Annotated in this window: 21 protein-coding genes and 1 pseudogene; 13 read left to right on the forward strand and 9 right to left on the reverse strand. The window is 60.0% G+C overall.

The window, feature by feature from the left end:
* Positions 1–79: 79 nt before the first annotated feature.
* Positions 80–1,426 (reverse strand): imelysin family protein, encoded by a 1,347-nt coding sequence (locus QK293_RS02485; protein WP_282375401.1) that lies wholly within the window; start codon positions 1,424–1,426, stop codon positions 80–82.
* Between the two features lie 208 nt (positions 1,427–1,634).
* Complete coding sequence (locus tag QK293_RS02490) at positions 1,635–3,686, reverse strand: GGDEF domain-containing phosphodiesterase (RefSeq protein ID WP_282375402.1); 2,052 nt, start codon at positions 3,684–3,686, stop codon at positions 1,635–1,637.
* 674 nt (positions 3,687–4,360) lie between these two features.
* Here QK293_RS02490 and QK293_RS02495 point away from each other — a divergent pair.
* Positions 4,361–4,627 (forward strand): DUF6124 family protein, encoded by a 267-nt coding sequence (locus tag QK293_RS02495; protein WP_282375403.1) that lies wholly within the window; start codon positions 4,361–4,363, stop codon positions 4,625–4,627.
* Between the two features lie 177 nt (positions 4,628–4,804).
* Here the strand turns inward: QK293_RS02495 and QK293_RS02500 are convergent, their stop codons facing one another.
* The 3 genes from QK293_RS02500 to QK293_RS02510 form a co-directional block, all read right to left on the reverse strand.
* On the reverse strand, positions 4,805–5,401 hold the full coding sequence (locus tag QK293_RS02500) for a Fe-Mn family superoxide dismutase (protein ID WP_074874062.1): 597 nt from the start codon (positions 5,399–5,401) through the stop codon (positions 4,805–4,807).
* Between the two features lie 175 nt (positions 5,402–5,576).
* On the reverse strand, positions 5,577–6,176 hold the full coding sequence (locus QK293_RS02505) for a LysE/ArgO family amino acid transporter (RefSeq protein WP_282375405.1): 600 nt from the start codon (positions 6,174–6,176) through the stop codon (positions 5,577–5,579).
* A gap of 7 nt (positions 6,177–6,183) precedes the next feature.
* Positions 6,184–6,585 carry an ACT domain-containing protein gene (locus tag QK293_RS02510; RefSeq protein WP_282375406.1) on the reverse strand — a complete coding sequence of 134 codons (402 nt, stop codon included), beginning with the start codon at positions 6,583–6,585 and terminating at the stop codon, positions 6,184–6,186.
* 96 nt (positions 6,586–6,681) lie between these two features.
* Here QK293_RS02510 and QK293_RS02515 point away from each other — a divergent pair, with 96 nt between their 5' ends.
* The 3 genes from QK293_RS02515 to QK293_RS02525 all read left to right on the forward strand — a co-directional run bounded on the left by QK293_RS02515 (position 6,682) and on the right by QK293_RS02525 (position 9,630).
* On the forward strand, positions 6,682–7,575 hold the full coding sequence (locus tag QK293_RS02515) for a LysR family transcriptional regulator ArgP (protein ID WP_282375407.1): 894 nt from the start codon (positions 6,682–6,684) through the stop codon (positions 7,573–7,575).
* Between the two features lie 68 nt (positions 7,576–7,643).
* Positions 7,644–8,636, forward strand: a complete 993-nt coding sequence (locus QK293_RS02520; RefSeq protein ID WP_282375408.1) for an NAD-dependent epimerase/dehydratase family protein — start codon at positions 7,644–7,646, stop codon at positions 8,634–8,636.
* Positions 8,637–8,754: 118 nt separating this feature from the next.
* Positions 8,755–9,630: an ATPase gene (locus tag QK293_RS02525; protein ID WP_282375409.1), complete on the forward strand. Its 876-nt coding sequence runs from the start codon at positions 8,755–8,757 to the stop codon at positions 9,628–9,630.
* A 149-nt stretch (positions 9,631–9,779) separates the two neighbouring features.
* On the opposite strand, the pseudogene QK293_RS02530 reads toward QK293_RS02525, so the two are convergent.
* A pseudogene (locus tag QK293_RS02530) lies at positions 9,780–10,082 on the reverse strand (MFS transporter); the annotation flags it as partial.
* 247 nt (positions 10,083–10,329) lie between these two features.
* Between QK293_RS02530 and QK293_RS02535 the strand changes: the two are divergent.
* Entirely contained in the window at positions 10,330–11,226 is an 897-nt protein-coding gene (locus QK293_RS02535) for a helix-turn-helix domain-containing protein (RefSeq protein WP_282375410.1), read from the forward strand.
* A gap of 9 nt (positions 11,227–11,235) precedes the next feature.
* On the opposite strand, the gene QK293_RS02540 is transcribed toward QK293_RS02535, so the two are convergent.
* Positions 11,236–11,457 (reverse strand): hypothetical protein, encoded by a 222-nt coding sequence (locus QK293_RS02540; protein ID WP_282375767.1) that lies wholly within the window; start codon positions 11,455–11,457, stop codon positions 11,236–11,238.
* 165 nt (positions 11,458–11,622) lie between these two features.
* Complete coding sequence (locus QK293_RS02545; RefSeq protein ID WP_282375411.1) at positions 11,623–12,528, reverse strand: LysR family transcriptional regulator; 906 nt, start codon at positions 12,526–12,528, stop codon at positions 11,623–11,625.
* Between the two features lie 114 nt (positions 12,529–12,642).
* On the opposite strand from QK293_RS02545, the gene QK293_RS02550 reads away from it, so the two are divergent.
* On the forward strand, positions 12,643–13,524 hold the full coding sequence (locus QK293_RS02550) for an MBL fold metallo-hydrolase (protein ID WP_282375412.1): 882 nt from the start codon (positions 12,643–12,645) through the stop codon (positions 13,522–13,524).
* Between the two features lie 41 nt (positions 13,525–13,565).
* Entirely contained in the window at positions 13,566–14,180 is a 615-nt protein-coding gene (locus QK293_RS02555; RefSeq protein WP_282375413.1) for an NAD(P)-dependent oxidoreductase, read from the forward strand.
* A 162-nt stretch (positions 14,181–14,342) separates the two neighbouring features.
* Here QK293_RS02555 and QK293_RS02560 read toward each other — a convergent pair whose 3' ends face one another.
* Positions 14,343–15,224 carry a LysR substrate-binding domain-containing protein gene (locus QK293_RS02560; protein WP_282375414.1) on the reverse strand — a complete coding sequence of 294 codons (882 nt, stop codon included), beginning with the start codon at positions 15,222–15,224 and terminating at the stop codon, positions 14,343–14,345.
* 159 nt (positions 15,225–15,383) lie between these two features.
* On the opposite strand from QK293_RS02560, the gene QK293_RS02565 reads away from it, so the two are divergent.
* The 6 genes from QK293_RS02565 to QK293_RS02590 all read left to right on the forward strand — a co-directional run bounded on the left by QK293_RS02565 (position 15,384) and on the right by QK293_RS02590 (position 22,768).
* Positions 15,384–17,021: a 5-guanidino-2-oxopentanoate decarboxylase gene (locus tag QK293_RS02565; protein WP_282375415.1), complete on the forward strand. Its 1,638-nt coding sequence runs from the start codon at positions 15,384–15,386 to the stop codon at positions 17,019–17,021.
* 8 nt (positions 17,022–17,029) lie between these two features.
* Positions 17,030–18,478, forward strand: coding sequence for an aldehyde dehydrogenase family protein (locus QK293_RS02570; RefSeq protein WP_282375416.1), 1,449 nt, complete (start codon positions 17,030–17,032; stop codon positions 18,476–18,478).
* Between the two features lie 218 nt (positions 18,479–18,696).
* On the forward strand, positions 18,697–19,800 hold the full coding sequence (locus tag QK293_RS02575) for an extracellular solute-binding protein (RefSeq protein ID WP_282375418.1): 1,104 nt from the start codon (positions 18,697–18,699) through the stop codon (positions 19,798–19,800).
* Positions 19,801–19,943: 143 nt separating this feature from the next.
* Positions 19,944–20,852, forward strand: coding sequence for an ABC transporter permease (locus tag QK293_RS02580; RefSeq protein ID WP_282375419.1), 909 nt, complete (start codon positions 19,944–19,946; stop codon positions 20,850–20,852).
* Positions 20,849–21,697 carry an ABC transporter permease gene (locus QK293_RS02585; protein ID WP_282375420.1) on the forward strand — a complete coding sequence of 283 codons (849 nt, stop codon included), beginning with the start codon at positions 20,849–20,851 and terminating at the stop codon, positions 21,695–21,697. Before QK293_RS02580 ends, QK293_RS02585 begins: the two co-directional genes overlap by 4 nt.
* Positions 21,698–21,712: 15 nt before the next feature.
* Positions 21,713–22,768 carry an ABC transporter ATP-binding protein gene (locus QK293_RS02590; protein ID WP_282375421.1) on the forward strand — a complete coding sequence of 352 codons (1,056 nt, stop codon included), beginning with the start codon at positions 21,713–21,715 and terminating at the stop codon, positions 22,766–22,768.
* Positions 22,769–22,870: the final 102 nt, after the last annotated feature.

Genomic DNA, 22,870 nt, shown 5'->3' on the forward strand with positions numbered 1-22,870 from the left:
CCGTTGAGGCATTCCCACGCAGAGCGTGGGAACGATCGGCGACCCGAAGGTCGCCTCTTAGTCACTCAGACAGCGTTGATCAGAACTCGTGATCAGCGTTGTCCGGGTTCAGGTCGCTGATGCCCAGTTTGCCAGCGGCGGCTTCGATCGAGCCGGTCTGCTTGACCAGGGAAGCGATAGCGTCGCGCACGATCTGGTTGCCAGCAGTGTTGCCGGCAGCGATCAGCTGGTCGTAGTGCTCACCCTTGTTGGCATGATCGACGATAACCTGCATCTTCGCTTCGGTCGCAGCCAGGTCGGCTTTCAGCGCGGTGTCGGCAGCCGAGTCAGCCTTGGCTACCAGGGACGACAGGCTGGCGCCGGTCATTTTGGTGCCGTCGACGCGGGTGTACTCGCCCAGGTACACATTACGAATGCCTTTGGCATCGTAGAACTGCGAGTTGTGGGTGTTGTCGCTGAAGCAGTCGTGTTCGTCTTCCGGGGAGTTGGCTTCCAGGGAAACCTTCATGCGCTCGCCCGCCAGTTCGCCCAGGGACAGGCTGCCCATGCCGAACAGCATTTTGCGCAGGCCGCTTTCGGCAGGCTCGGCTTCCAGGGTGGCGCGGTAGTTGTCGGCCACGTTCGGCTTCCAGTTACCGACCATTTCTTCCAGGTCGCTGACCAACAGTTGGGTCACGGACTTCAGGTAGGCGCGACGACGATCGTTATGACCGCCGGTTGCGCCTTTGCCTTCCAGGTAGTCGGACGCTGGACGGTTGCCGGCGCCAGGGCCGGTGCCGTTCAGGTCCTGGCCCCAAAGCAGGAATTCGATGGCGTGGTAGCCGGTGGCAACGTTGGCCTCGGAACCACCCAGCTCGTTCAGACTGGCGAGTTTTGCCGGGGTGATGTCTTTCACGTCGACCTTGTCTTCGCCGACCTGAACTTGAGTGTTGGCGATGATATTGGCCGTGGCGCCCGGGTTACCCAGTGCGTGCTCGTAGGATTTGTCGACGTAGTCGATCAGGCCTTCGTCCAGTGGCCAGGCGTTCACCTGACCTTCCCAGTCGTCGATGATGGTGTTGCCGAAGCGGAACACTTCGCTCTGCAGGTAAGGCACGCGGGCAGCGACCCAGGCAGCCTTGGCAGCTTTCAGGGTGTCGGCGTTCGGCTTGGCGAGGAAGGCGTCGACGGCGGTTTGCAGGGTCTTCGCGGTGGATTCGGCATCGCTGTAAACGGCGAAGACGATGTCGGCGTAATGCGCGACAACGGCTTTGGCGGCTGCTTCGTCGACTTTACCGGCAGCGGCAGGTGCGGCGGCCGGGGCTGAGGTGCTGGCCGCCGGAGTCGGCGCCTGCGCAGCGACAGCTTTGTCTTTGCCTTCGCCACAACCGGCGAGGGAAATAGCGATGGCCAACAGACTGGCGGTAGCCAGAGGCATACGAATCATGGCGAACATCCTGCTTCGAGAGGGGGTGGAATGGCGCAGCAAGCGCGCAAAGCTGCGACATAATGCAAATCTTTCGCATTATGTGTAAAGGGTTGTGCTTGGAAATATTTCTTATTCACGCGGGGTTTGTGTCGTAGATCAAGAGATCGCAGCCTCGTTTCACTCGACAGCTGCTACAGAGTGAAACGAGGCTGCGATCTTGTGATGTTTACAAAATAGCCGCGTTACTGCGCTGAGCCTGTTTCAGATACGCGCTCAATTCCCGCGCCGGCAGCGGTTTGCTGTAGAGATAGCCCTGACCTTCGTGACAGCCTTCGGAGATGATGTAGGCCTCTTGCTCGGCGGTTTCCACGCCTTCGGCAATCACCTGCATGCCCAGGCTCTTGCCCAGCTGGATGATGGCCCGAACGATGGTCGCATCGTCGTCGTCATCGAGCAGATCCTGAACGAAGCTCTTGTCGATCTTGATCTTGTCCAGCGGCAGGCTTTTCAGATAGCTCAATGACGAGTAACCGGTGCCGAAGTCGTCGATCGCGATCAGCGCACCGGAGCGGCGCAGGCTGAGCAGGTGCTGGGCAGCCGTGCTGATGTCTTCCATCAGGCCGGTTTCGGTGACTTCCAGCTCCAGGCTGCGGGGCGGCAGGCGGTACATCTGCAGCAGGTTGTTGACCACCCGTGGCAACTCGGCGTGGTGCAGTTGCACCGTGGACAGGTTTACCGCCATGCGCAGGTCGACAAAACCCTGGTCATGCCAGTCGCGCAATTGCTTGCACGCCTGATCCAGCACCCATTCACCGATGGCGATGATGGTGCCGTTCTGCTCGGCCAGGGGGATGAACAAGTCTGGCGGAACCAGCCCGTGCTCGGGATGCTGCCAGCGAATCAACGCCTCGACACCCACCACTCGGTGATCGCGATAGCTGATCTGCGGCTGGTAGACGAGGTACAACTGGTTACGGGCCAAGGCGTCGCGCAGGTCTTTTTCCAGCTCGCGACGTCGGCGCATCTCGGTGTCGACGCTGGCGATATAGAACTGATAACGGTTGCGCGAGCGAGTCTTGGCCAGGGTCATGGTCTGCTCGGCTTTTTGCAGCAGTTTTTCGGTGCTGTCACCGTCCTCGGGGAACAGGGTGATGCCGATGGTGGCGCGCAGGCGAATCTCTTGATGGTCGAGGGCGAACGCCGCTTCCAGGTCATCGAGAATGCTTTGGGCCAGTTCGGCCGCTTCGTAGGGTTGTTCGATATCGGCCTGAACCAGGGCGAACTGGTCGCCACCAAGGCGGGCGAGGGCGCCGAGGCGTCCGCTGTGAGCTCGCAGGCGATCGGCGAGGGCCAGCAGCAGTTGGTCGCCGGTCTGGTAGCTGAATTGTTCGTTGATGCCTTTGAAATCGTCCAGGCCGACCACCAATACCGCGACCCGACGTTGCAACTTGCCGGCGTCTACCAGAATTTTGTCCAGTTGCTGCTGCAATTGCTGGCGGTTCGGCAGACCGGTAAGGAAGTCGTACTGGGCCATGCGAAGTAGGCTGTTTTCCGCTTCGTGGCGCAAATGGGTGTTGCGCTCGATGGACTCGAGCAACTGGTTGGCGGTGCTGATCCAGATCCCCAATTCGTTCTTTTCATGCCCCTTGAGCAGCGGGATTTTGTGTTCGCTGGGGCGGTCCGGATTGATTTCCGTGAGGTGCTCGATGATTCGCGACAGCGGTTTGGTCAGCAGCCAGTGATAGACCAGGTACAGCACCAGCCCCATGGCCATGGCACGCAATACGCCGGAGATGAAAATGATCACCGAACTGACGATGAAACCCTGGCCGTAGGTGGCGGTGTCGAGCGTAATGCTCAGGTCGCCGTAATACTCGCTGTAAGGGCCGCGACCCACCAGTTGGGTGGTGAAGGTGCGTTCCTTGCCGAGGATCAGGTCGGTCAGCCAGCGACTGCCGGAATGCTGCAACTCGCGAGACTTTTGCGCGAGCATGGCCTCGTTGGGATGGCCAATGGAGGCCTTGCGCACTGCGTCGTCCTGAAACAGGCCTTCGATAACCTGCATGCCCATCTCGCGGTCCAGGCTGTAGACGGCCTGGGTCGAGGGGTCGCGGAACATGTCGAGGATGCGTTGGGCATCGCTGGCCACGGCCTGGCGTGTTTTATAGGCATCGAAAACGATCTGAGCGCAGCTCAAGACCACGCCGACGATCAATGCCGACAGGAGCACGACCCGGAGCAACTTCACCGACAAGCTGTTCTTGAGTTCCAGCTTCAAAGAGTCATTCCTTGTTCCGTGCGGGTAGCGTCAAGTTGCCATGAGTATTGGCAATCCGGTGATGTCAGTCAAAGGGACAATCAATCACATAGGGTTTTGCCTGTAGCTTGGCCGAAATGCTGTCGTATGGAGTATTTGCGCTAGTTGTACTGTGTCGGTTGTTGAGTCCTTCAACTTGAGGGGGATGTGGACATATTTTCCGTTTGATTGATGTTAGACGGCTGTGGCGTTGGGGCAAGGGGCTGAAGGCTGGTTTCATCGTGGGAAATTGCTCTGGTTTCTGCTGATGTACACGTTTTGAATGTGGGAGCGAGCTTGCTCGCGATAGCGGCCGCACAGGCAACGGATGCGTCCGTTTAAACAGCGGTAAAAAAACCAGACCTTTCCCACGAGGTTTTCAGGTTGCCCGTAGGAAGCGGGTTCAATAACCTTTTGGGTGTCGCTGAAAACTCAGCGATCGGGTGTGAGAACCCGGCAAGTCATAGTCATCCATCGCCAGTATCCGCATAATTGCCGCCAGCTTATCTGCTGCATATGCGTTATGGCGGCTGTGTGCGGGCAGACTTCGGTCTGGCCGGGTGTCTATGACCGGTTTCTCACCTCGCACATAGCTGCCACCTCTTCGTCGCGTGAGAAACGGCGAGGGAATGGCACCCAACGTCATAGGCATTCCCTTGGATAAATTAATCCCCGATCCCCCCTTCAACAGCTCCAAACCCTACAACCCCAGCCCCATGTTCCTGATCTCCCCGGACATGAACACCGAATCCCTCCTGGCCCACGCCTGTGAGTCATTGGCCTCGGCAAGTGTTCTGGCCAGCGATTTCGCCACCTACCTGAGCGGCTCCCAGCGCAGTACCGCGTTGGCCATTGCGCAGATCGTCATGTTGGCGGACTTAGCCGTTAATCGGGCGCTGGATATCGTCGACCCGCAGGAATAGGCGTTCAGTCAGTTCTACCGCGTCATCGTTCTTCGCGAGCAAGCCCGCTCCCACAGGTGCAGTGGTGTCCTTGTGGGAGCGAGCCTGCTCGCGAAGGTGGTCCAACTGCCGCCGCAAGACTTTTCCTGGCCCAAAAAAAAACCCGGCAAAAGCCGGGTTTTTTGACTGGCGTCGATCTTAAGCGGTGAAGGTTTTACCTTCGAACTGCTCAGCCACGAATTTCCAGTTGACCAGGTTCCAGAACGCTTCGACGTATTTTGGACGAAGGTTGCGGTAGTCGATGTAGTAAGCGTGTTCCCAGACGTCGCAGGTCAGCAGCGGGGTGTCGCCGTTGGTCAGCGGGTTGCCGGCACCGATGGTGCTGGCCAGGGCCAGGGAACCGTCAGCCTTTTTCACCAGCCAGCCCCAACCGGAACCGAAGGTGCCGATGGACGTCTTGCTGAACTCTTCCTTGAACTTGTCGAACGAACCGAAGGCTGCGTTGATGGCGTCGCCAAGTGCGCCGGTTGGTTGACCGCCGGCGTTTGGCGCCAGGCAGTTCCAGTAGAAAGTGTGGTTCCAGACCTGAGCGGCGTTGTTGAAGATGCCGCCCGAGGAAGACTTGACGATTTCTTCCAGAGTCTTGCCTTCGAACTCGGTGCCTGGCACCAGGTTGTTCAGGTTCACGACGTAGGTGTTGTGGTGCTTGTCGTGGTGGTATTCCAGAGTTTCCTTGGAAATGTGCGGCTGCAGGGCATCGTGTGCGTAAGGCAGCGGCGGCAATTCGAAAGCCATGATGATTCTCCTAATCAGGTCAGTTGCGGTGAGCGCAAGGCCGATCACGGGCGGCCAGACAAGCGCCGGGGAGTTTGTACTCTTTGCGGCGCCGGGTTCGGATCATAGCACCGGGGGTGCGGCATAACCACGCAACAACTGTGTGGAATAGAGGTTCCAGAGGCTTTTGGAATAATCAGCCAGCGATTAATTGAAAGGCCACTGCAAACATCATCACCGCTACCAACAGATCGAGAATCCGCCAGGTGCTTGGCCGGGCCAGCCATGGCGCCAACCATGCGGCGCCTAATGCCAAGGTAAAAAACCACAACAACGACGCACTCGCGGCTCCCACCACATAAGCGCCGGGCTCTGTTTGTTGTGCGCCGAGGGAGCCGATCAGCAGCACCGTATCCAAATAAACGTGCGGGTTGAGCAAGGTCACGGCCAGAGCGCTGAGCATCACCGCGCGCAGCGAACGCACGGTCTTGTTTTCACCTTGTTGCAGGCTCTGTTTCGAGAAGGCCCGACGCAACGCCAGGCTGCCATACCAAATCAGAAACGCCGCGCCACCCCAACGGGCGACTGCCAGCAACGTCGGGTTCTGCGCCAGCACCGTCGCCAGGCCGAATACCCCGGCGGCCACCAGCAAGGCATCGCAGGTCACGCAAAGTGCCGCCACGGGCAGATGATGTTCGCGCCTAAGGCTCTGAGCCAACACAAACGCATTCTGAGTACCGATCGCCATGATCAGCCCTGCGGCCACCAACAGGCCGTTCACATAACTTTGCCACATAAGATGTTTACTCCGCGTTGGCCGCCAGATCCCGCAGCACGTGCAGGGCGCGTTCGGCATCGGCCTGGCCGACGAATAAATGGTCGTGGTAATAGCCGGCAATCACGTTGCAACTGATGCCGGCCTGGCCTAATGCCGTGGCGAACGCGGCGGTCAGGCCGACGGCTTCGAGGGCCGAGTGCACGTTCAAGGTGATCCAGGCCGCGATGTAATCGAAACTGAAACCGGCCTTCTCGGCGTGGGAACGTTCCAGAATCACTGTCAGACCTTCCTGCTCGCGGAAACTGCCGACGATCTCAAGGCCCGCGGGCAACTTGCCGTCGCGCAGGGTGCAGAACACGTATTCGCCGACGTTGAGTTGCGGGCTCATGCTGCGCAGCAGGGTTGCCAATGAAGTTTCGCCAGCCATGTCGATGATCCTTGTTCAAGAGTTCTTGCTGGCCATTCTCCGGTGCAACGCTGTATAAGAAAAACCAATCATGCTGATCGCTCATTAGGAAAACTGATGTTCGACTATAAATTGCTTTCTGCCTTGGCTGCGGTGGTTGAGCAGGCCGGTTTCGAACGTGCTGCGCAGGTGTTGGGTTTGTCCCAGTCGGCGATCTCTCAACGCATCAAATTGCTCGAGGCGCGGGTCGGTCAACCGGTTCTGGTGCGCGTTACACCGCCGGCGCCCACCGAAATCGGCCGACGACTGCTCAACCATGTGCAGCAGGTGCGTTTGCTTGAACGTGACTTGCAAACCCTGGTGCCGGCACTCGACGAAGAAGGCTTGCCCGAACGCCTGCGCATCGCTTTGAATGCCGACAGCCTCGCCACGTGGTGGGCCGTGGCGGTCGCGGATTTTTGCGCGCAGCAGCATCTGCTGCTCGATCTGGTGGTCGAAGACCAGACCGTCGGCCTCAAACGCATGCGCGCCGGTGAAGTCGCGGCGTGTGTCTGCGCCAGTGAGCGACCGGTGGCCGGCGCGCGCAGCGTTTTGCTGGGGGCCATGCGCTACCGTGCGTTGGCCAGTCCGACGTTCATTGCCCGGCATTTTCCTGAAGGTGTGCGTGCCGATCTGTTGTCGAAAACGCCAGCGCTGGTCTTTGGCCCTGACGATTTCCTACAGCATCGCTACCTCGCCTCCCTCGGCGTCGATGGCGGATTCGAACACCATCTATGCCCCTCGTCCGAAGGCTTCATCCGTCTCATAGAAGCGGGACTCGGTTGGGGCCTGGTGCCTGAACTGCAGGTGCGCGAGCAACTGGAGCGCGGCGTATTGGTGGAGCTTCTGCCAGATAAGCCGATCGATGTGCCGCTGTACTGGCATCATTGGCGCAATGGCGGTCAGTTACTGGGGTTACTGACCGATCAGTTGGTGCGCTCGTCAAAGCAATGGCTGGTGCCGTTGGACTGATGGGCAGCGTCAAGTCCTCACGCCCTACGCTATATGCAAAACGCAAAACGAAATATTCGGAGCAATTCATGAAGATTCTGGTCACCGGCGCAAGCGGCTTCATCGGCGGGCGCTTTGCGCGTTTCGCCCTGGAGCAAGGCCTGGACGTGCGGGTCAACGGTCGCCGGGCCGAAAGTGTGGAGCATCTGGTGCGCCGTGGCGCCGAGTTCATCCAGGGCGACTTGAGCGAGCCGGAACTGGCGCGCGACCTGTGCTCAGACGTCGAAGCCGTGGTGCATTGCGCCGGCGCGGTCGGCTTGTGGGGGCGTTATCAGGACTTTCATCAAGGCAACGTGCAGGTCACGGAAAACGTGGTCGAGGCCTGCCTGAAACAGCGGGTTCGACGACTGGTGCACGTGTCGTCGCCGTCGATTTACTTTGATGGTCGCGATCACCTGGGCCTGACCGAAGAACAGGTGCCCAAGCGCTTCAAACATCCCTACGCCGCCACCAAGTACCTGGCTGAGCAAAAGGTTTTCGGCGCTCAGGAGTTCGGCCTCGAAACCCTTGCCCTGCGCCCGCGTTTCGTGACAGGGGCCGGCGACATGAGCATCTTCCCGAGATTGCTGAAAATGCAGCGCAAGGGACGGCTCGCCATCATCGGCAACGGCCTGAACAAGGTCGATTTCACCAGCGTGCAGAACCTCAATGAAGCGTTGCTCAGCAGTTTGCTGGCCAGCGGTTCGGCCTTGGGCAAGGCCTACAACATCAGCAACGGCGCGCCGGTTCCGCTGTGGGACGTGGTCAATTACGTGATGCGCAAGATGGAAGTCCCACAGGTCACCCGATACCGTTCCTACGGTTTGGCCTACGCCGTGGCGGCGCTCAACGAGGGGGTGTGCAAGGTGTGGCCGGGTCGTCCCGAACCGACCCTGTCGCGCCTGGGCATGCAGGTCATGAACAAAAATTTCACCCTGGACATCAGCCGCGCCCAGCAATATCTGGACTACGATCCCAAAGTCAGTCTCTGGACCGCCCTCGATGAATTCTGTGGCTGGTGGAAGGCCCAGGACATTCACTGACTCAGGGTTACGAGCGGCAACACTGAACCGAGTTCGGGGTTCAGGGTCAATCGATGCGGCAGTGGGGGTTATACTGCGCCGCATCAAGCCATCACCGCGTTCCACAAAGGTTGACTCAATGTCCATGCGTAACGATGCCAACGACGACTTCGACGATGTACCGAGCCTGCGTGCCAAAAGCCTCGACGACGATGATTTTCCGACCACCGCTCGCACCTCCGTGCATTCGCGGACCGCGCCAGTAGTCAACGTCAAAAGCGCGAGCACCGGCCCGCTGTGGGCATTGGTGGGTGCCTTGTTCTTTGCTTTTGCAGGTCTTGCCTGGTGGAGCTTTCAGCAGCTCTCGCTGATGGAACAGCAATTGGTGGCGACCCAGGAAAGTTTCGCGCGTATCAGTGAGGATGCGGCGGGGCGCTTGCAGGACATTTCCGGTAAGGTTGTAGCCAGCCAGACCAACGTCAGCAGCGACAGCGAAGCCTTGAAGCTGCAAATCAAGCAGCTGGAAAGCAAACTTCAGGATCAGAGCAAACAACAGCAAGGCGTTGCCGGCCAGACTTCGGAGCTGGACAAGCGCCTGGCGCAGATGACCGCTCAGAGCACCGAGCTGGACAAACGCTTGGCGCAGATGACCGCTCAGACCACTGAGCAACAGACCGCCACCATTCAATTACAGGCTCAGGTCAAAGTCTTGAACAGCGATGTGGCCGTGCTGAAAAGCGCGCCGGCGGACACAGACAAATTCGACGCACAGCTGAAAAGCCTCGGCGCCGACATCGTCGCGCTGAAGAAGCAAGGCAACCCGAGCGCTGCCATCGAGCGTCTGGAGCAGGAAGTCATTGTGCTCAAAAGCGAACAGGACAATCGCCCGGCCCCTGCCCAAGGGGCGACCAACACCGCCGAATTTGACGCTTTCCGTGGCCAGGTCACCCGCAACATCAACACCCTTCAAGCGCAGATCCAGAATCTGCAGCAGCAGCTGCGCGCAAGGCAGTGAGCCTCAACCGGCGTGGGTAGCAGCTGTTGATCGTTCCCACGCTCTGCGTGGGAATGCCTCAATGGACGCTCTGCGTCCGCTTCGGCTGGGACGCGGAGCATCCCGGGCTGCATTCCCACGCAGAGCGTGGGAACGATCGGTATCAGAGATCAGCGAACCTTATCTTCCCGCCCACGCAACACCCTGTTCGGCATCGCAATCGCTGCCGCCAGCCCCAGCAGCGACACCGCCGCGCTGACCATCAACAAATGCCGGAAGGTCATCAGCAGTTCGGCGCGCAAGGCGTTCTGCGCATCCCCCGGCGCGGCGTTCAAGCCGTCTAGCAGCACATTCCCCGAACTGCCCTCGGCAATCATCGAAGAGCCTGCCAAGTGGGCGAAATTTGAGTCCTGCAACAACGCCAGCAGCAGTGCAGACATCAACGCCACACCCACCGCGCCTCCCGACGAGCGGCCATGAGGTTGGGGGTGACCTCAGGGGCCAGCGCCGATGATGGCGATTTGAGTTTTCAGCGTTTTCATTGTTTTCAAGACTCGCAAGTGCCACGCGACCATGCCCGGTGAATTATTTTTATGGATCGAGTGCTTGCATTTTTCCCCCGAGAGTCTGTCAATTGAAGGGGAAAACTGAGCCGATATCTGTACATTCTGCCAATCGGTGCGATTATCGCCCGCTACCCCCGAGGCCTGGATTGAAGTGATGAACAAGCCTGACCTACCTTCGATTCCAGTGTTCAAGCTCTACGGTGAAAGCCTGGATTGGCCAACCCCGGACTTGCTGCACTGTGAAACCATTTCCAAACACAGCCGCGAACATCAATGGGAAATCAAACCCCACCGCCACGCCGATTTGTGTCAGTTGCTCTTCGTATTCAAAGGTCAGGCAGAGCTTGAAATCGAAGGCAAACGTACGCAATTGACCGAACCGGCGATCCTGGTTTTGCCGCCGTTATCGGTGCATGGCTATCGGTTTTCCGAGGACGTCGAAGGGTTTGTGGTGACCCTTGCCGCGCCGCTGGTCGCCCATCTTCAGGCGCAACTGGGCAATGCTGTGAACGCCCTGGCGCAGGCCGAAAGTTATCTCGCGGGCAAGGAAGGCGAATACCTCAACAGCGTGTTTTCAGCGCTGCAAGACGAATACACCGGCCACCAACCAGCTCGCGAAATGCTCATGCATTCGCTGGTCGGCGTGATCATGGTGTGGGTCAGCCGCCAGGTGATTTCCCGCCGCAACGCCAGCCAGCGTCCGCAGCGTGCCCGGGAATACCTCAACGGTTTTATCCAACTGGTGGAAGAGACCTATCGCCAACACGTCAAGGTCGAGGACTTGGCCCATCGGCTGGGGATTTCCGTGTCCCACCTCAACGGCACCTGCCGAGAGCTGGCGGGACAACCGGCGTTGCAGATCATGCACGAGCGTCAGTTGCTGGAGGCCAAGCGCTTGCTGACCTATACCAGCATGACCATTTATGAGATGTCCGACGTGTTGGGGTTCTCTGATCCGACCAACTTCACGCGCCTGTTCCGGCGTCGAGTGGGGATCTCGCCCAAGGCATTTCGCGACCGTTTGAAGGCCGATCAGGACAACAAGGCCTGATCTCCTTCGTTACCGGAGGGCGTTGAGGGTCGCGTTGTGGGGAATGCAGCGCTCGAAGTTGCAGCTCGCGTATTCACGGGGCAGTTGTCGCAACTGCTCGACGCGCCAGGCTGCGGTGCCATACAGCGCGAGCGTGGCCGCGCAGGTGATGAAAATGGCGAGGTATCTTCTTGTTTTGATGTTCATGGCGTTGACCTCTGAACGAATACCCTTCGGTACTGCTTTCAGCATAGGTCAGCGCCAGTGAGTTGCCAGCCAGTCGGGCCCTGTATGCCCGATTGATCGTTCCCACGCTCCGCGTGGGAATGCAGCCCGGGACGCTCCGCGTCCCATCTGAAGCCGAACGCGGAGCGTCCGTTGAGGCATTCCCACGCAGAGCGTGGGAACGATCTCTCCTTAAAGCCCCACATCCCACGCCGGCTCTTCCGGAAATCTGAGCACCAGAAAATCCAGCATGCTGCGCAGTGTCGCCGGCATGTGTTTGCGTGAGGCATACACCGCGTAGACATTCATTTGCCGAGGTTCGGCGTGGGGCAGCAGGCGGATCAATTCGCCGCTGTGGATAGGCACACCGGCCTGATAACTGGGCAGCATCGCCACCCCGGCGCCGGCCATCGTCGCGCGCAATAGCGTGCTGGCTTCGTTGGCGCTGATGTTGCCCTGCACCGGCACTGACACCTGCTCACCGTCCTCCTCGAAATGCCAGAGGCTTTTGCCGAAGTAGGAGTGAGTCAGGCAATTGTGCTGGCTGAGGTCCTCGACCCGCAGTGGCGTCGGGTGCTCGAGCAGGTAAGCGGGGGAGGCGCAGATCACCGAGCGGCAGACCGTCAGCCGCCGCGCGATCAGGTTCGGGTCCAGGTCGTTGCTGGTGCGAATCGCCAGATCAATGCGCTCATCCACCAGGTTCACCGTGCGGTCGAGCATCTGCAGGTCGATGCTGACGCCGGGGTAACGTTTGACGTAAGCGGCCATGGCATCCGCCAGTTGTGCCTGACCGAACGACGTGCTGACGCTGATTCGCAACACGCCGCGCGGCGCATCGTCCGGTTCGCTGACGGCGGCTTGCATGTCCGTGGACAGGTCGAGCATTTGCCGACAACGGGGCAGGATTTCACTGCCGGCGGCGGTCAGGCTCAACTTGCGCGTAGTGCGGTGCATCAGGCGTGCGCCGACCCAATCCTCCAGCTCCGCGAGATAGCGCGAAACCACGGGCCGTGACAGGTCCAGATGATCGGCGGCGGCCGACTGGCTGCCGAGGTCAACCACCGTGACGAACACCCGCATTGCTTGTAGACGATCCATGATTTGACCACTTTCAGAAACAAACTATGTTCCAGCATCGCATTTTTTGTACTGAGTCATGCAACTAAGCTCTGTCCCATCGCCAAGCATGGCATTCGGACAACGGAGCAACAGATGATCGGCTTCACCTCGCTTAAACGTATTTTGCTGGCCACCGCCACCCTCGGTTTCGCCGCCCACGCAGCGGCGGCATCGACCCTGACCCTGGATGTCTACAACCCGGGCGACAAGGCGATCTTCCCGGTGACCTCGGTGTTGGTCAGCGGCGAGAAAGACGCGATTTTGGTGGATGCACAATTCGGCAAATCCCAGGCCGAGCACGTGGTCGAAAAAATCCGCGCCAGCGGCAAGCAACTGACCACCATCTACATCAGCCACGGCGACCCGGATTACTACTTCGGCCTCGACACCCTGACCGCCGCATTCCCCAAAGCCAAAGTGCTCGCCTCGCAGCCGACCGTGGATCACATCAAAAAAACCGTCGACGGCAAACTGGCGTTCTGGGGCCCGAAAATGGGCACCGACGTACCGGCCAAAACCATCGTGCCGGATGCACTCAAGGGCGACAGCCTGATGCTCGAAGGACAGAAACTGCAGGTGGTGGGTCTTGACGGCAAGCAACCGGATCGCACCTTTGTCTGGATCCCTTCGATCAAGGCCGTGGTCGGTGGCGTCGTCGTCGCAGAAAACATTCACGTGTGGATGGCCGACACCCAGACGTCGCAGTCCCATGCCGATTGGCTGACGACGCTGCACGCCATTGAAACCTTGAAGCCGACAACCATCGTGCCGGGTCATTACCTGGGTGAGAGCGTCCGTTCGCTGGCCGCTGTGCAGTTCACCGCCGATTACATCAAGGCTTTCGACGAAGAAACCGCCAAGGCAAAAGACGCCGCCGCGCTGATCGCCGCGATGAAAAAACGCTACCCGACACTGGGTGAAGAAAGCTCTCTGGAACTGAGTGCCAAAGTCGCCAAGGGCGAGATGAAGTGGTAACCCGATTCACCCACTCACACTGATCCACACTGGAGAACGTCATGAGCAAGATCGCAATCATTGGTGCCACCGGTCGTGCCGGTAGCCAACTGCTGGAAGAAGCGCTGCGTCGTGGTCACAGCGTTACGGCCATCGCCCGCGACACCTCGAAGATCGGCCAGCGTGCCGGAGTGGTCAGCAAAAATGTTGATGCGCTCGACGCCGAAGCCTTGCAAGCGGCAGTCGCTGGCCATGACGTGGTGATCAGCGCCGCGCACTTCACGACGCTTCCTGCCAGCGCCGTGGTCAGTCCAATGAAAAAGGCCGGCGTGAAACGTCTGCTGGTGGTGGGCGGTGCCGGTTCGCTGTTGCTGCCGGACGGAACCCGCGTCATCGACAGCGAAGGATTTCCGCAGGCGTACAAGGCTGAGGCGGGTGCAGGCGCTTTGTTTCTTGAAAACCTGCGTCAGGAAAAGGAGCTGGACTGGACCTTCCTGTCGCCGTCGGCGGAGTTTGTTGAGGGGGAGCGTACGGGGGCGTTTCGGGTTGGTAAGGATGATTTGTTGGTGAGCAGTGCAGGGCGGAGCTGGATCACGTTTGCTGATTATGCGATTGCAATGCTCGATGAAGTGGAAACACCGACACATTCGCGGCAGCGGTTTACAGTGGGCTACTGATTCCCGCAACACCGCAAACCTGTAGCAGCTGGCGCAGCCTGCGTTCGGCTGCGAAGCAGTCGTAAACCCGATACCCACGATTTTTCTGACACACGGAGGTGTCTGGTTTTGCGACTGCTGCGCAGCCGAACGCAGGCTTCGCCAACTGCTACAGGGTTCGGCTCAACGCGCCTGAGCCTGCTCCACCAACCACCCCATCAATTCCCTCAACTTCGGCGAAGGCCCGGGTTTCTCGGGGAAAACCAGGTAATACGCCAACCCCGTCTTCACCTTCAAGTCAAACGGCATGACCAGCCGCCCGGCGCTCAAATCATCACCAATCAACGACCAATCCCCGATCGCCACGCCGGTCCCTTGGGACGCCATCGACATCGCCAGATCCAGCGTTTCGAAATGCTGGCCCTTGCCGACATTGCTCAGGCGAATATCAGCCGTTGCCAGCCAGGCCTTCCAGTCTCGTTCATCCCGGGTCGGGTGCAGCAACATGTGCTGCTCCAGATCCTCCGGCGTCAGCAGCGGCACCGTCCCGTCGAGCAACGGCTTGGAACAGACCGGCGTCAGCTGTTCATCAAACAGGTGTTGGGACACCAATGAACCGTCCGGCGGTGCACCGTACATCACCGCTGCATCGAATTGCTCGCGATGAAAGTCCACGCCGTGTTTGACCGTGGTGGTCAATTCCACCGGCACGTCCGGGCGCTCCCTTTGCCACTGCAACAGCCGCGGCAACAGCCAGCGCATGACACACGTCGGGGCCTTGAGTTGCAGGGTTTCGCGCTTCTCGCCGATCTGCTCCACCGCCTCGTCGATCAAGCCGAAAATCTGCTGCACCCGTGGCAGCCACTCCTGTCCTTCGGCGGTCAGGTCAAGGCCCCGGGCCTGGCGGATGAACAGTTCATAACCCAGATGTGCTTCCAGCCCGGCGATCTGCCGACTCACCGCACCTTGGGTGATGTACAGCTGTTCGGCAGCCCGGGTGAAGTTGCAGCACTGCGCGGTGATCAGAAAAGTGTGCAGCGCCGGCAGGGGAGGCAGTCGTTTCATTGGGATCCAAGGTATGACGTGAGGACATGGCTAGTATGACTTTTTATCCATTGTTGCGGCTACGTGTCGCCCGTTCCAATGAGGCCATCCCTGGACCTGCCCACGCATCATAAACACTGCGCAGGCCCGGCGTCTCAAACGAACAAGAAGGGCAAAGACATGGCGACGTGCGGCGAAGTATTGGTCAAGTTACTCGAAGATTACGGGGTCGAGCAGGTGTTCGGCATTCCCGGGGTTCACACCGTGGAGCTGTACCGCGGGCTGGCCCGTTCGAGCATCAACCACGTCACTCCGCGTCACGAACAGGGCGCCGGTTTCATGGCCGACGGTTACGCTCGCACCAGCGGCAAGCCGGGTGTGTGCTTCATCATCACCGGCCCTGGCATGACCAACATCACCACCGCCATGGGCCAGGCCTACGCCGACTCAATCCCGATGCTGGTGATCTCCAGCGTGCAATCGCGCAGCCAGTTGGGCGGCGGTCGCGGCAAGCTCCACGAGCTGCCGAACCAGAGCGCATTGGTCGGCGGCGTGGCGGCGTTCTCCCACACCTTGATGTCGGCGGCTGAATTGCCGGGCGTGCTGGCCCGTGCTTTTGCCCTGTTCCAGGCCGGTCGTCCGCGCCCGGTGCACATTGAAATTCCGTTGGACGTGCTGGTTGAAGAGGCCGACGACCTGCTCAGCAGTCTCCCGGTGAACATCGACCGCGCCGGTGCCTCGCCGAGCGCCATCAGCCGCATGACCGCGCTGTTGGCCGGTGCCAAGCGCCCACTGATTCTCGCCGGTGGCGGCGCCATCGATGCCGCCGCCGAGTTGACTGAACTGGCCGAACTGCTGGACGCCCCGGTGGCCTTGACCATCAATGCCAAAGGCATGCTCGAATCCAACCATCTGTTGCTGATCGGCTCAACCCAGAGCCTGGCCGCCACTCGCGCTCTGGTGGCCGAGGCTGACGTGGTATTGGCAATCGGCACCGAGCTGGCCGAGACCGATTACGACATCACCTTCGCGGGCGGTTTCGAGATTCCCGGTGTGCTGCTGCGTGTAGACATCGACGCTGACCAGACCGTGCGTAATTACCCGCCAAAGGTCGCGTTGGTGGCCGACTCGCGCAACGCGGCTCAAGCCTTGCTGAGCGGACTGTCCCATCACTCGCTGGCCGAGCGCCGTAACGATTGGGGCCAAGTCCGTGCCGCACGCTTGCGAGACGAACTGGCCGCCACCTGGGACGCTCCGACCCTGGCCCAGACCCGCTTCCTGGAAACCGTCCTGCACGAACTGCCAGACGCGGTATTCGTCGGCGATTCGACCCAACCGGTGTACACCGGCAACCTGACGTTCAACCCGGAACGTCCGCGTCGCTGGTTCAACTCGTCCACCGGTTACGGCACCCTCGGTTATGCCTTGCCGGCGGCGATCGGCGCCTGGCTCGGCGGTAGCGTCGAAGGGGGTGTTCGGCCTCCAGTGGTGTGCCTGATCGGCGACGGTGGCCTGCAATTTACCCTGCCGGAACTGGCCAGCGCCGTGGAAGCGCGCACCCCGGTGATCGTCCTGCTGTGGAATAACCAGGGCTACGAAGAGATCAAGAAATACATGGTCAACCGCGCCATCGAGCCGGTTGGCGTGGACATCTACACCCCGGACTTCATCGGTGTCGCCAAGGCGCTGGGCTGTGCAGCCGAAGCCATCAACGGTGTCGAACAACTGCGCAGCGCACTGCGTGCCGCCGCCGATCGCCAGGGCCCGACCCTGATTGAAATCGATCAGACCCAGTGGATGAAGGCGGTATCGAAATGACTTTCCGCATGACTTTCCCAACGGCACTGGACGGTCTGTTCATCGATGGCCAATGGTCGGCCGGCAACGAACATTTGCGGGTGATCAACCCGGCGACCGAAGCCCTGTTGACCACCGTTAATGGCGGCGATGAGCGCGCGGTCGATCACGCCGTTACTGCCGCGACCAACGCCTTCAAGCAATGGTCGAAAACCACCGGCACCGAGCGCGGCGCGATCCTGCGCAGAATCGCTGCGGGGGTGCAGGCCGGTCGTGAACAGTTGATGCACTTGCAGTCGAGCAACAACGGAAAACCACTGTTCGAAGCGGCCATCGACGTCGATGACGTGATCGCCACGTTCGACTATTACGCCGGTTTAGCCGAAGGTCTGGACGCCAGGCAGGACAGCAATGTCGAGTTGCCTACCGACGATTTCAGCGCTCGTGTGCGCCGCGAACCTTGCGGCGTAGTGGGCCTGATCGTGCCGTGGAACTTCCCGATGGTCACCACCGCCTGGAAACTCGCCCCGGCCCTGGCCGCCGGTTGCTGCGTGGTGCTCAAGCCGTCCGAAGTGACACCGCTGCCAGAACTGGAACTGGCGGCGATCATCGCTGAGGCCAGTCTGCCCAAGGGTGTGTTCAACCTGGTCTGCGGCACCGGCCTGGCCGTCGGCGCGCCGTTGTCGGCCGACCCGCGCGTGGCCAAGATTTCCTTCACTGGCAGCAACGCCGTCGGCGTGCAGGTCATGCAACGCGCGGCGGAAACCGTCAAAGGCGTGAGCCTGGAACTGGGCGGTAAATCCTCGCTGCTGGTGCTCAAAGACGCCGACATCGAACTGGCCGTGGAAGTGGCCTGTGGCGGTGGTTTCTTCAACGCCGGGCAAATGTGTTCGGCCACCAGCCGTGTGCTGGTCGCTGATGAACTGGCGGATGAATTTCTTGTTCGTTTGAAGGCCCGCACCGAAGCCATTCGCGTGGCCGACCCGTTCGATCCGAACGTGGAGATGGGCGCACTGGTCAATCAGGCGCAATACCAGCGTGTGCTCGGCCACATCGATCGCGGTTTGAGTGCTGGCGCCAAGCTGATGTGCGGCGGCAATCGTCCGGCAGACCTGCCGCGCGGCTATTTTTTGCAGCCGACGATTTTCACTGATGTGCCCTTGGACAGTGCGTTGTGGTGTGAAGAGATCTTCGGGCCGGTGATCTGCGTGCGCAATTTTGCCTCTGAAGCCGAGGCGATTGCCCTGGCCAACGACAGCCAGTTCGGTCTGGTGGCCAGCGTCGTCACTCGCGACGCGGAAGCTGCAGACCGGGTTGCCAACGCTTTGCAGGCGGGGCTTGTGTGGATCAACGCGCCGCAAGTGATCTTCCCGCAGACCGCCTGGGGAGGTTATAAACAGAGCAGCATCGGCCGCGAGTTGGGGCCGTGGGGTTTGCAGGCTTTCCAGGAAATCAAACACGTGATTCGGGCGCTCTGACGGCTCGAAAACGGTCAGTACCTGCCTCTTGATGAGGCATGCACTGACGTCATGGCTACAATGAGTTTTTTTCGATAGTCAGGTGTTTTGCACGACCTCAGGATGAAGCGGTCATTTCAGCTCAAACCCTTTGAAACCGGGGACTTTAAGCCGATCTGACCGCGCGGATGCAACGGTTGCGACCAACCTCATACTTAAAAAAACAAAGGGAGTCCTTCATGGGCGAGCATGATTTAAACAGACGTCAATTCATCAAAACCGTGGGCGTGGCGTCGGTAGCTGCGGCGGCCATGAGCATGCCCTTCATCCGGGCCAACGCCAGTGACACACGCTTCCAGGGCAAGACCTTGCGTTTGCTGACCTGGTCCGATGACACCGGCCTCGCGGCACTGCGCAATATCGCGGCAACCTTCGAGGACAAGTACGGCTGCAAGGTCATTGCTGACCGCACCGGCAGTACCTCGGAAATGGTCGCCAAACTCAAGGCCGCTGGTGATCGTCCGCAGTACGACATCATCACCCTGGCCGGCGTCGGCGCCGAAGGTCTGGCCGCGGCCAACCTGCTGGAAAAACCCGACCTCAACCGCATCCCCAACCTGGTCGATGTACCGGAGAAATACCGCACCGGCGCTAATGGCCACGGCATCGGTTACCTGCTCTGGTGCAACAGTCTGGTCTACAGCACCCGCACCGTTAAAGAAGCGCCGGACAGCTACGCCGCCCTGTGGGACGCCGACCTGTCGCCGAACATCTTCCTGCCGCCGCCGAACTGGACCGAAGCGATGGACCTGATCATCATCGCCGCCAAACTGGCCGGTGGTGACGAGCACAACATCGAACCGGGCTTCAAGAAACTCGCCGAGCTCAAGGACCGTGTAGTGACCTTGGGTGAAAACCCGAACCAGATCGCCGAACTGTTCCGCACCGGTTCCCTGGACATGGGTGGCTTGTACGCACCGGCATTCTTCCCGAAACAGATCCGCGATCCAGCCTACGGTCTGGGCGCCACGTTCGGCATGAAGGAAGGTTTCTACACCGACTTGATGCTCTCGGTCATGCCGAAGAATCGTCCGGGTGACACCGACCTGGTCTACGCCTTCATCAACCACTCTCTGGACCCACTGGTGCAGGGCAAGATGGCTGAGGACATCTACAACGGTCCGGTCAACGCCAAGGCGATCATCTCCGCCGAAGCGCGCAAGAGCCCGTACATCCTCACGCCGGAGCAGATTGCCGAGAAGGCGATCATGCACGACAACGCCTTCCTGGCCTCCGTGCATGACCAATGGATTCGTCGTTACACGGAAATCTTTTCTTCCTGATCTGAATCGCAGGGAGGTTCTTCGAACCTCATCGCGGGCAAGCCTCGCTCCTACAAGAGCGTCGCAATACCTGTAGGAGCGAGGCTTGCCCGCGATCGAGTGCGCAGCACTCGCCACGATCTTCCATTGACGAGACCTTTGCTATGGAACACCAACCTTTGACTCATCCGGTAAGCGCCGCTCCATCGCGCACCAAACGGGGTGTTTCGCCGACGACGCGTGCCTGGTTTTTCCTCTCGCCGTCGATGCTGTTTCTGGGCGTATTGATCGCCGCCAGCCTCTTGGTACTGCGCATGAGCGTGGGCACCAAGGGCGCGGAATGGACCGGGTTCAGCCTGGCCAGTTATGCCCAATTGCTGGAACCGTATTACCTCAAATCCTTGCTGCTGACCCTGCGTCTGGCGCTGATCAGCGCGGTGATCGCGGTGGTGCTGGCGATTCCGGTGGCCTACACCATGTCGCGGCTGACCTCACCCTTCGTACGGCGGATCTTCCTCGCGGCGGTGCTGCTGCCATTGCTGGTCAACCTGCTGCTGCAAAGCTACGGCTGGCTGGTGATTCTCGGCCCGGGCGGGATGCTCAACCAGGCGCTGATGGGCCTGGGCCTGATCAAGCGACCGATCATGTTTCTGTACAACCAGAACGGCGTACTGATGGGCCTGGTGCAAACCGCGTTCCCGTTGGCCGTGCTGCCGATAGCCAGCGCTATGCGCGGGGTCGCCCGTACTTATGAAGAAGCCGCCGCCACGCTGGGCGCCAGCCGTTTGCAAGTGTTCCGTCAGGTGGTGCTGCCGATGAGTATGCCGGGGATCATCACTGGCGCGACGTTGGTGTTCGCCTACAACGCCAGCAGCTTCGTGGTGCCGTTGCTGCTCGGTGGCCGTCGCGTGCCGATGCTGGCCGTGATGGTCCATGACCAGATCGCTCCGCTGATGAACTGGCCCGCCGCGTCCGCTGCCGGTGTGGTGTTGATTGTCACCACGCTCGCGATCATGACCTTGTCCGAATACATCACTGGCCGTCGTCGGCGCATGCTGGAGGCTTCGCAATGAGCTCTGTGATCAAGAAGCGTTATGGGCTGCTGCCCGGCGAGACCGGCAAGTTTGCCGGCATCCTGTCGGGCTTCATTCTGCTGTTGGCAGTGTTGCCGATCCTGACGATGATCGTGATGTCGTTCAGCGGTGCGTCGAACCTCGACTTCCCGCCGAGCAGCTACAGCCTGCAATGGTACAAGGCTGCCTGGAACACCTTCGTGTCGCCGGATTCCAGCGATGTGCTGAGCCTCGGCAAAGTCATGACCACCAGCCTGATGGTCGCGTGCCTGACCATGGTGTTTGCGACGATTGTCGCAGTGCCGGCGGCTTATGCCCTGACCCGTTGTGAGTTCCGCGGTAAAGCCGTGGCGCTGCAATTGATGTCGTTGCCGTTGGTGTTCCCGATGGTGGTGTTGGGGCTAGCGTTGCTGCTGGTGTTCGACAGCCTGCCGTTTCAAATGACCACCTCGCGGTTGGTGATTGCTCACGTGATCCTGGCGTTACCGTTCGTGGTGAAAAACTGCACGGCGGCGATGCTGTCCATCGGCAGCGAAGTCGAAGAGGCCGCGCAGATGCTCGGTGCCTCGCCGACCCGGGCGATTATCGATGTGGTGGTGCCGCTGATGAAGTCGGGAATCCTGGCGGGCATGCTGCTGGCGTTCATCGTCTCGTTCAACGAATTCACCGTGACCTACTTCCTCTACACCATCGACGTCATGACCGTGCCGATCTGGATGTACAGCCGCACCGTGTCTTCGCTCGACCCTACCGTTTTCTCGTTTGCCGTGCTGATCGTGCTGATCGACTTCGTCCTGATCTGGGCGTTGGAGAAGCTGGTCGGTGAAGGTGGCGTTTCGTTCTGATTCTTGAGGTGCAACATGACTGGTCTGATTCTGGAAAACGTCGAGAAACATTACGGCTCGGCCTGCGCGGTAAAAGATGTAAACCTGCATTTGCCCGAGGGCAAACTGGTGTGTTTTCTCGGCCCTTCGGGCTGCGGCAAAACCACTTTGCTGCGCATGATTGCAGGGCTCGAAACCCTGAGCGGCGGCGAGATTCGCCTGGACGGTGAAGACATCGGCCACACCCCGGCGCATCAACGTAATTTCGGCATGGTGTTTCAATCGCTGGCGCTGTTTCCGCACATGACGGTGGGGGAGAACATCGCCTATCCGCTGAAACTGCGTGGCGTCAGCAAGGCCGATCAGCAGGCGCGAGTGGTGGAGTTGCTGCAACTGATTCAGTTGCAGGAAATGATCGACCGTCCGGTGTCGAAACTCTCCGGCGGTCAACGCCAGCGCGTGGCAATTGCCCGCGCGATCGCCAATCACCCGAAAATTCTGCTGCTCGACGAACCGTTGTCGGCGCTGGACGCCAAATTGCGCGAGTCGATGCAAGTGGAAATCCGTCAGCTGCAACAACGCTTGAACATCACCACCATCCTGGTGACCCACGACCAGCGTGAAGCCATGACCATGGCCGATATCGTGGTGGTGCTGGGTGAGCATCGGGTGCAGCAAGTGGGCACGCCGATTGAGATTTATCGGCACCCGGCCAACGAATTCGTCGCGGACTTTATCGGATCGGGCAACATCTTTCCGGCCACGGCGCTGGGCAACGGGAAGATTGGGTTGCCGGGTGGCGCTGCGCTGCAAGTGCCGATCTGCAGCAGCATTGTGGTGGGGGAGAAAGTCAAAATGCTGATTCGCCCTGAAGACCTGCAGCTGTCGCATCCACAGGCGACGGCGGGGAATCGGTTGCTCGGTAAGGTGACGTTCGTGCGCGATATCGGCGCGACGATTGAAACGACTGTGGAGTGTTCGGGGGTTTCGTTTACGGCGTTGAGTACGCCGTGTCAGGGGTTTGGGTTGAGCATTGGCAATCCGGTGTCAGTGACGTTGCCGGCTGAGGCGTGCCGCGTACTCAGCGCCTAAAAACACCACCAACCCTGTAGGAGCGAGCGGTGCGGCGATCCGACTTGCCCGCGAAGGCGATTTCATATTCAGATAGATGTTGACTGACACGACGCCTTCGCG

Source organism: Pseudomonas sp. AL03 (assembly GCF_029960815.1).
Classification (GTDB): domain Bacteria; phylum Pseudomonadota; class Gammaproteobacteria; order Pseudomonadales; family Pseudomonadaceae; genus Aquipseudomonas.

Bases quoted from the DNA above. Each gene is read 5' to 3' on its own strand.
- QK293_RS02485 (WP_282375401.1), bottom strand. From the start codon at position 1,426: ATGATTCGTATGCCTCTGGCTACCGCCAGTCTGTTGGCCATCGCTATT.
- QK293_RS02500 (WP_074874062.1), bottom strand. From the start codon at position 5,401: ATGGCTTTCGAATTGCCGCCGCTGCCTTACGCACACGATGCCCTGCAG.
- QK293_RS02505 (WP_282375405.1), bottom strand. From the start codon at position 6,176: ATGTGGCAAAGTTATGTGAACGGCCTGTTGGTGGCCGCAGGGCTGATC.
- QK293_RS02510 (WP_282375406.1), bottom strand. From the start codon at position 6,585: ATGGCTGGCGAAACTTCATTGGCAACCCTGCTGCGCAGCATGAGCCCG.
- QK293_RS02515 (WP_282375407.1), top strand. From the start codon at position 6,682: ATGTTCGACTATAAATTGCTTTCTGCCTTGGCTGCGGTGGTTGAGCAG.
- QK293_RS02520 (WP_282375408.1), top strand. From the start codon at position 7,644: ATGAAGATTCTGGTCACCGGCGCAAGCGGCTTCATCGGCGGGCGCTTT.
- QK293_RS02525 (WP_282375409.1), top strand. From the start codon at position 8,755: ATGTCCATGCGTAACGATGCCAACGACGACTTCGACGATGTACCGAGC.
- QK293_RS02535 (WP_282375410.1), top strand. From the start codon at position 10,330: ATGAACAAGCCTGACCTACCTTCGATTCCAGTGTTCAAGCTCTACGGT.
- QK293_RS02540 (WP_282375767.1), bottom strand. From the start codon at position 11,457: ATGCTGAAAGCAGTACCGAAGGGTATTCGTTCAGAGGTCAACGCCATG.
- QK293_RS02545 (WP_282375411.1), bottom strand. From the start codon at position 12,528: ATGGATCGTCTACAAGCAATGCGGGTGTTCGTCACGGTGGTTGACCTC.
- QK293_RS02550 (WP_282375412.1), top strand. From the start codon at position 12,643: ATGATCGGCTTCACCTCGCTTAAACGTATTTTGCTGGCCACCGCCACC.
- QK293_RS02555 (WP_282375413.1), top strand. From the start codon at position 13,566: ATGAGCAAGATCGCAATCATTGGTGCCACCGGTCGTGCCGGTAGCCAA.
- QK293_RS02560 (WP_282375414.1), bottom strand. From the start codon at position 15,224: ATGAAACGACTGCCTCCCCTGCCGGCGCTGCACACTTTTCTGATCACC.
- QK293_RS02565 (WP_282375415.1), top strand. From the start codon at position 15,384: ATGGCGACGTGCGGCGAAGTATTGGTCAAGTTACTCGAAGATTACGGG.
- QK293_RS02570 (WP_282375416.1), top strand. From the start codon at position 17,030: ATGACTTTCCCAACGGCACTGGACGGTCTGTTCATCGATGGCCAATGG.
- QK293_RS02575 (WP_282375418.1), top strand. From the start codon at position 18,697: ATGGGCGAGCATGATTTAAACAGACGTCAATTCATCAAAACCGTGGGC.
- QK293_RS02580 (WP_282375419.1), top strand. From the start codon at position 19,944: ATGGAACACCAACCTTTGACTCATCCGGTAAGCGCCGCTCCATCGCGC.
- QK293_RS02585 (WP_282375420.1), top strand. From the start codon at position 20,849: ATGAGCTCTGTGATCAAGAAGCGTTATGGGCTGCTGCCCGGCGAGACC.
- QK293_RS02590 (WP_282375421.1), top strand. From the start codon at position 21,713: ATGACTGGTCTGATTCTGGAAAACGTCGAGAAACATTACGGCTCGGCC.